Source organism: uncultured Amaricoccus sp., assembly GCF_937858865.1.
Taxonomy (GTDB): domain Bacteria; phylum Pseudomonadota; class Alphaproteobacteria; order Rhodobacterales; family Rhodobacteraceae; genus Amaricoccus.
Window position 1 is genome coordinate 1 of the sequence record NZ_CALLYO010000436.1, and the last position, 4894, is coordinate 4894.

At 71.0% G+C, this 4894-nt stretch carries 5 protein-coding genes; 4 read left to right on the plus strand and 1 reads right to left on the minus strand.

Annotated features, from left to right (window positions below):
• The coding region (gene infB / locus Q0112_RS12910; RefSeq protein ID WP_297975924.1) for a translation initiation factor IF-2 at window positions 1-1996 on the plus strand (1996 nt) is incomplete at its 5' end.
• Window positions 1997-2052: 56 nt separating this feature from the next.
• Here the strand turns inward: infB and Q0112_RS12915 are convergent.
• The gene (locus Q0112_RS12915; protein ID WP_297975926.1) at window positions 2053-2862 is read right to left on the minus strand and encodes an ETX/MTX2 family pore-forming toxin; all 810 of its coding nucleotides are present in this window, start codon (window positions 2860-2862) and stop codon (window positions 2053-2055) included.
• A 156-nt stretch (window positions 2863-3018) separates the two neighbouring features.
• On the opposite strand from Q0112_RS12915, the gene Q0112_RS12920 reads away from it, so the two are divergent.
• From Q0112_RS12920 to Q0112_RS12930, 3 genes are all read left to right on the plus strand, one after another.
• The gene (locus tag Q0112_RS12920; protein ID WP_297975928.1) at window positions 3019-3948 is read left to right on the plus strand and encodes a 1-phosphofructokinase family hexose kinase; all 930 of its coding nucleotides are present in this window, start codon (window positions 3019-3021) and stop codon (window positions 3946-3948) included.
• Window positions 3949-4139: 191 nt separating this feature from the next.
• Window positions 4140-4703, plus strand: coding sequence for an ATP-dependent protease subunit HslV (hslV, locus tag Q0112_RS12925; protein WP_297975929.1), 564 nt, complete (start codon window positions 4140-4142; stop codon window positions 4701-4703).
• Window positions 4693-4894: GNAT family N-acetyltransferase (locus Q0112_RS12930; protein ID WP_297975931.1), on the plus strand; the 202-nt coding region annotated here is incomplete at its 3' end. The genes hslV and Q0112_RS12930, both read left to right, overlap by 11 nt.

The window sequence follows — 4894 nt, forward strand, 5'->3', positions numbered from 1 at the left end:
CGCCGAGGCCGGCCGGCCGACCGGCCCGAAGAAGGCCGCCGAGAAGGCGCCGGCCGTCGAGGAGAAGCGCGGCCGCGGCAAGGGCGAGGACGACCGCCGCCGCTCCGGCAAGCTGACCATCGCCAACGCCACCGACGAGGAGGGCCGCCAGCGCTCGCTCGCCGCCATGAAGCGGCGGCAGGAGCGCGAGAAGCGCCGCGTCCAGGGCCATTCCGGCGAGCGCGAGAAGATCGTGCGCGAGGTGAACGTGCCCGACGCGATCACCGTGCAGGAACTCGCCAACCGCATGGCCGAGCGGGTCGCCGCCGTGGTGAAGGTCCTGATGCAGAACGGCATCATGGCGACGCAGAACCAGACCATCGACCCGGAGACCGCCGCCCTCATCGTCGAGGAGTTCGGCCACAAGGTGGTGCGCGTCTCGGAGTCCGACGTCGAGGACGTCATCACCCTCGCGTCCGAGGACGACGAGGCGAACCTGCAGTCGCGGCCGCCGGTCGTGACCATCATGGGCCACGTCGACCACGGCAAGACCTCGCTGCTCGACGCCATCCGCAAGACCAACGTCGTCTCCGGCGAGGCCGGCGGCATCACCCAGCACATCGGCGCCTACCAGGTGACCACGGCGGACGGCGCGAAGATCACCTTCCTCGACACGCCGGGCCACGCCGCCTTCACCTCGATGCGCGCCCGCGGCGCCCAGGTGACCGACATCGTCGTGCTGGTGGTGGCCGCCGACGACAGCGTCATGCCGCAGACGGTGGAGGCGATCAGCCACGCCAAGGCGGCGGGCGTGCCGATCATCGTCGCGATCAACAAGGTCGACAAGCCGGGCGCCGACCCGAACCGGGTGCGCACCCAGCTCCTCAACCACGAGGTCGTGGTCGAGGAGATGGGCGGCGACGTGCTCGACGTCGAGGTCTCGGCGCTGACCGGCAAGGGGCTCGACACCCTGCTCGAGAACATCTCGCTGCAGGCCGAGCTGCTCGACCTCCGCGCCAATCCCGACCGCCAGGCCGAGGGGGCCGTCATCGAGGCCAAGCTCGACGTCGGCCGCGGTCCGGTGGCGACCGTCCTGGTGCAGAAGGGCACGCTGAAGCGCGGCGACATCTTCGTCGTCGGCGAGCAGTGGGGCCGGGTGCGCGCGCTGGTCAACGACCAGGGCGAGCGGGTGGACGCGGCCGGGCCGTCGGTGCCGGTCGAGGTCCTCGGCCTCAACGGCACGCCCGAGGCCGGCGACGTGCTGAACGTCGTCGACGACGAGGCCAAGGCGCGCGAGATCGCCAGCTACCGCGAGCGCGTCGCCCGCGACAAGCGCGCGGCGGTGGGCGCGAGCGCCACGCTCGACCAGCTGCTCGCCAAGGCCAAGGCCGACAAGGACGTCAAGGAGCTCCCCGTCGTGCTGAAGGCCGACGTGCAGGGCTCGGCCGAGGCCATCGTCCAGGCGCTCGACAAGATTTCGACCGACGAGATCCGCATCCGCGTGCTGCATTCGGGCGTCGGCGCCATCACCGAGTCGGACGTCACGCTGGCCGACGCCTCCAAGGCGCCGATCATCGGCTTCAACGTCCGCGCCAACGCGCCGGCGCGCGAGGCGGCGAACCAGAAGGGCGTCGAGATCCGCTACTACTCGATCATCTACAACCTGGTCGACGACGTGAAGCAGGCGGCCTCGGGCCTGCTCTCGCCGGAGATCAAGGAGCGCTTCATCGGCTACGCCGAGATCCTGCAGGTCTTCAAGATCACCGGCGTCGGCAAGGTGGCCGGCTGCCGGGTCACCGAGGGCGTCGCCCGCCGCTCGGCCGGCGTGCGCCTCCTGCGCGACAACGTGGTGATCCACGAGGGCAAGCTGAAGACGCTGAAGCGCTTCAAGGACGAGGTCCGCGAGGTGCAGGTCGGCCAGGAATGCGGCATGGCCTTCGAGAACTACGACGACGTCCGCGAGGGCGACGTCATCGAGATCTTCGAGACCGAGACGGTCGAGCGCCAGCTCGCCTGACGCCCGCCGCGATCACGCGACGAAGGCCCGCCGGCACCCCCGGCGGGCCCTCCCGTTCAGGCTGCCGCCTTGTCGTGCAGGCCGGCGATGCCGGCGCCGGCGATCGGCTCGACGATCGACCAGCTGCGGAGCTGCCTGGGGTTGTCGAGCGACTTCTCGGTCAGGTTCAGCCGCGTCCTCACCCCCATCTTCCCCTCGAAGACCCCGTCGCCCTCGTAGTGCACCTTGCTGCCCTCGATGCGGAATCCGGGCGTGGGATAGCGGCGGATGATGTCGGTGATGTGGTGGAACCAGAAATAGTGCCCCTCGATCCGGTCCGGGCTGTTCGAGCAGACGAAGCCGCTCAGCACGCAGCGGCTGTGGAAGCGCTGGCGGAAGCTCTGCTCGTCGATGGCGAGCACCGCCTCGACCTCGCTGCGCGCCGGCACCTTCACCGGCTGGCTGACCCGCCAGGTCTTCTGCTCGCTCTCGGTCTTGGTCTGCGTCGCCGAGAAGTTGAGCTCGGCCGAGAAGGTCGTCTCCGCCGAGGCGATGGGCGGCACGCCCACCTTGAACTTCAGCCCGGCGCCGAGCTTGAAGCCCTCGGTCAGGCTCCAGGCGAAGGTGCTCGTCGTCGTCTTGGAGAGCTCGACCGTCTGCGACTGCTCGAGGTTGGTGCCGTTCGACAGCGTCTGGCGCGCGCCGATCGTCGGCCTCATCTCGGTGTCGGGGCTGCCGTAGTAGTCGATCCATCCGTCGCCGACCACGAGCCGCCGATCCTCGAAGCCCGGCTGCACGACGTTCATCCGGTCGCACTTGCCGCCCTTCGACTTGCACCACCAGTCGCCGTACTGCTTGAAGATCGCGTCGAGATCGGGAAGGGACATCTGACTACTCCTGATACCAAGAACCGCCGCGGGGACGGGAGGCGAGCGTATGCAACCTGAAGTAGAATCGTCAATCTGGCGCGCCGGGCGACATGCGCCGCTTTTGAGCGAACATGCCGGAACGCGGGCGGCCTCTGCCGCCGCAAGGGGGGCCGCATGAAGCCGATCGTCACCCTCACCCTCAACCCGGCGATCGACGGCGCCTGCGAGGCCGAGACGGTCCAGCCGACCCGCAAGATCCGCACCACCGGCGACCGCTACGACCCGGGCGGCGGCGGCATCAACGTCGCCCGCGTCATCACCCAGCTCGGCGGCCCGGCGCTGCCGGTCTACCTCGCCGGCGGCGCCACCGGCGGCGTGCTCGACGAGCTGATGGCCGAGCGCGGGCTGCCCTTCCGCCGCATCTCCATCGCCGGGCACACCCGGATCGCGATGAACGTCTTCGAGCGGTCGACCGGGCAGGAGTACCGTTTCATCCCCGAGGGGCCGGAGGTCACGCCCGGGGAATGGCTCGAGTGCCTCGGCGTCATCGACGGCCTCGCGCCCGACTGGCTGGTGATCTCCGGCAGCCGGCCGCGCGGGCTGCCCGACGACTGTTTCGTCACCCTCCTCCGCCGGGCCAGGGACCGCGGGGGCCGCGTCGTCCTCGACAGCTCCGGCCCGGCGCTCGCCGCCACGCTGGCGGCCGGCGGCGTCACGCTGGTCAAGCCCTCGATCGGCGAGTTCCGCGCCCTGACCGGCCTGCCGCTCGAGGATGCCGACGAGGTGGCCGAGGCGGCCCGCGCCTATGTCGACTCGGGCCGGGCCGAGATCGTCGCCGTCACCATGGGCCACGAGGGCGCGCTCCTCGCCAGCCGCGCCGCCACCTTCCGCCGGGCCGCGCCCGCGGTGCCGGTCCGCAGCGCGACCGGCGCCGGCGACAGCTTCGTCGGCGCGATGACGCTGGCGCTGGCCGAGGGCCGCCCGGTCCCGCACGCCTTCCTCTTCGGCATGGCCGCCGGCTCGGCCACGGTCATGCTCCCCGGCACCGACCTCGCGCGCGCCGAGGACGTCGAGCGGCTCCACCGCGAGCTCCTCGCCGGCTGACCGGCCGGCGACCGCGGTACCGCCTCCCAGTCCGCCCTCTCGTGTCAATACAACGTATAGACGGTTTTTTCCTTCAGTAATTTCAAATGGTTGAAAGGTGGGCACGCGTGCTGGCCCCGTGCCCGGCGCACGCCTCTGGCGTCCGGCCGCCGCAGCCCATATATCCCGCTACCGAGGAAGTGAGGGTGGACATGAGCGAGCGCGAGCGTTTCCCCGGCTGGCACGGCACCACCATCGTCGCGGTGCGCAAGGGCGGCCGGGTGGTGGTGGCCGGCGACGGCCAGGTCAGCCTCGGGCAGACCGTCATCAAGGGCACCGCCCGCAAGGTCCGCCGCCTCTCGCCCGGCGGCCACCCGATCCTCGCCGGCTTCGCCGGCTCGACCGCCGATGCCTTCACCCTGCTCGAGCGGCTGGAGAAGAAGCTCGAGGCCGCGCCGGGCCAGCTCCAGCGCGCCGCCGTCGAGCTCGCCAAGGACTGGCGCACCGACAAGTACCTGCGCAACCTCGAGGCCATGCTGATCGTCACCGACGGCCGCGAGCTCTACGTCATCACCGGCGCCGGCGACGTCCTCGAGCCCGAGCACGACGTCACCGCCATCGGCTCCGGCGGCAACTACGCCCTCGCCGCCGCCCGCGCCCTGATGGACGGCCCCCTCGACGCCGAGGCCATCGCCCGCCGCGCGATGGAGATCGCCGCCGACATCTGCGTCTACACCAACGGCAACGTCGTCCTGGAAAGCCTCGATGCCCCCTGAGATCGGCTTCCGCCCGGTGACGCCGGCCGACTACCCGCTGCTCCTCGCCTGGCTCCGCGCGCCGCACGTCCGCGAATGGTGGGGCGACCCGGAGGAGGAGCTCGCCCTGATCCGCGACATGGTCGAGGGCCGCGACACCACCCGCCCCTACCTCATCGAGCTCGCCGGCCGGCCGGTCGGCTACATCCAGG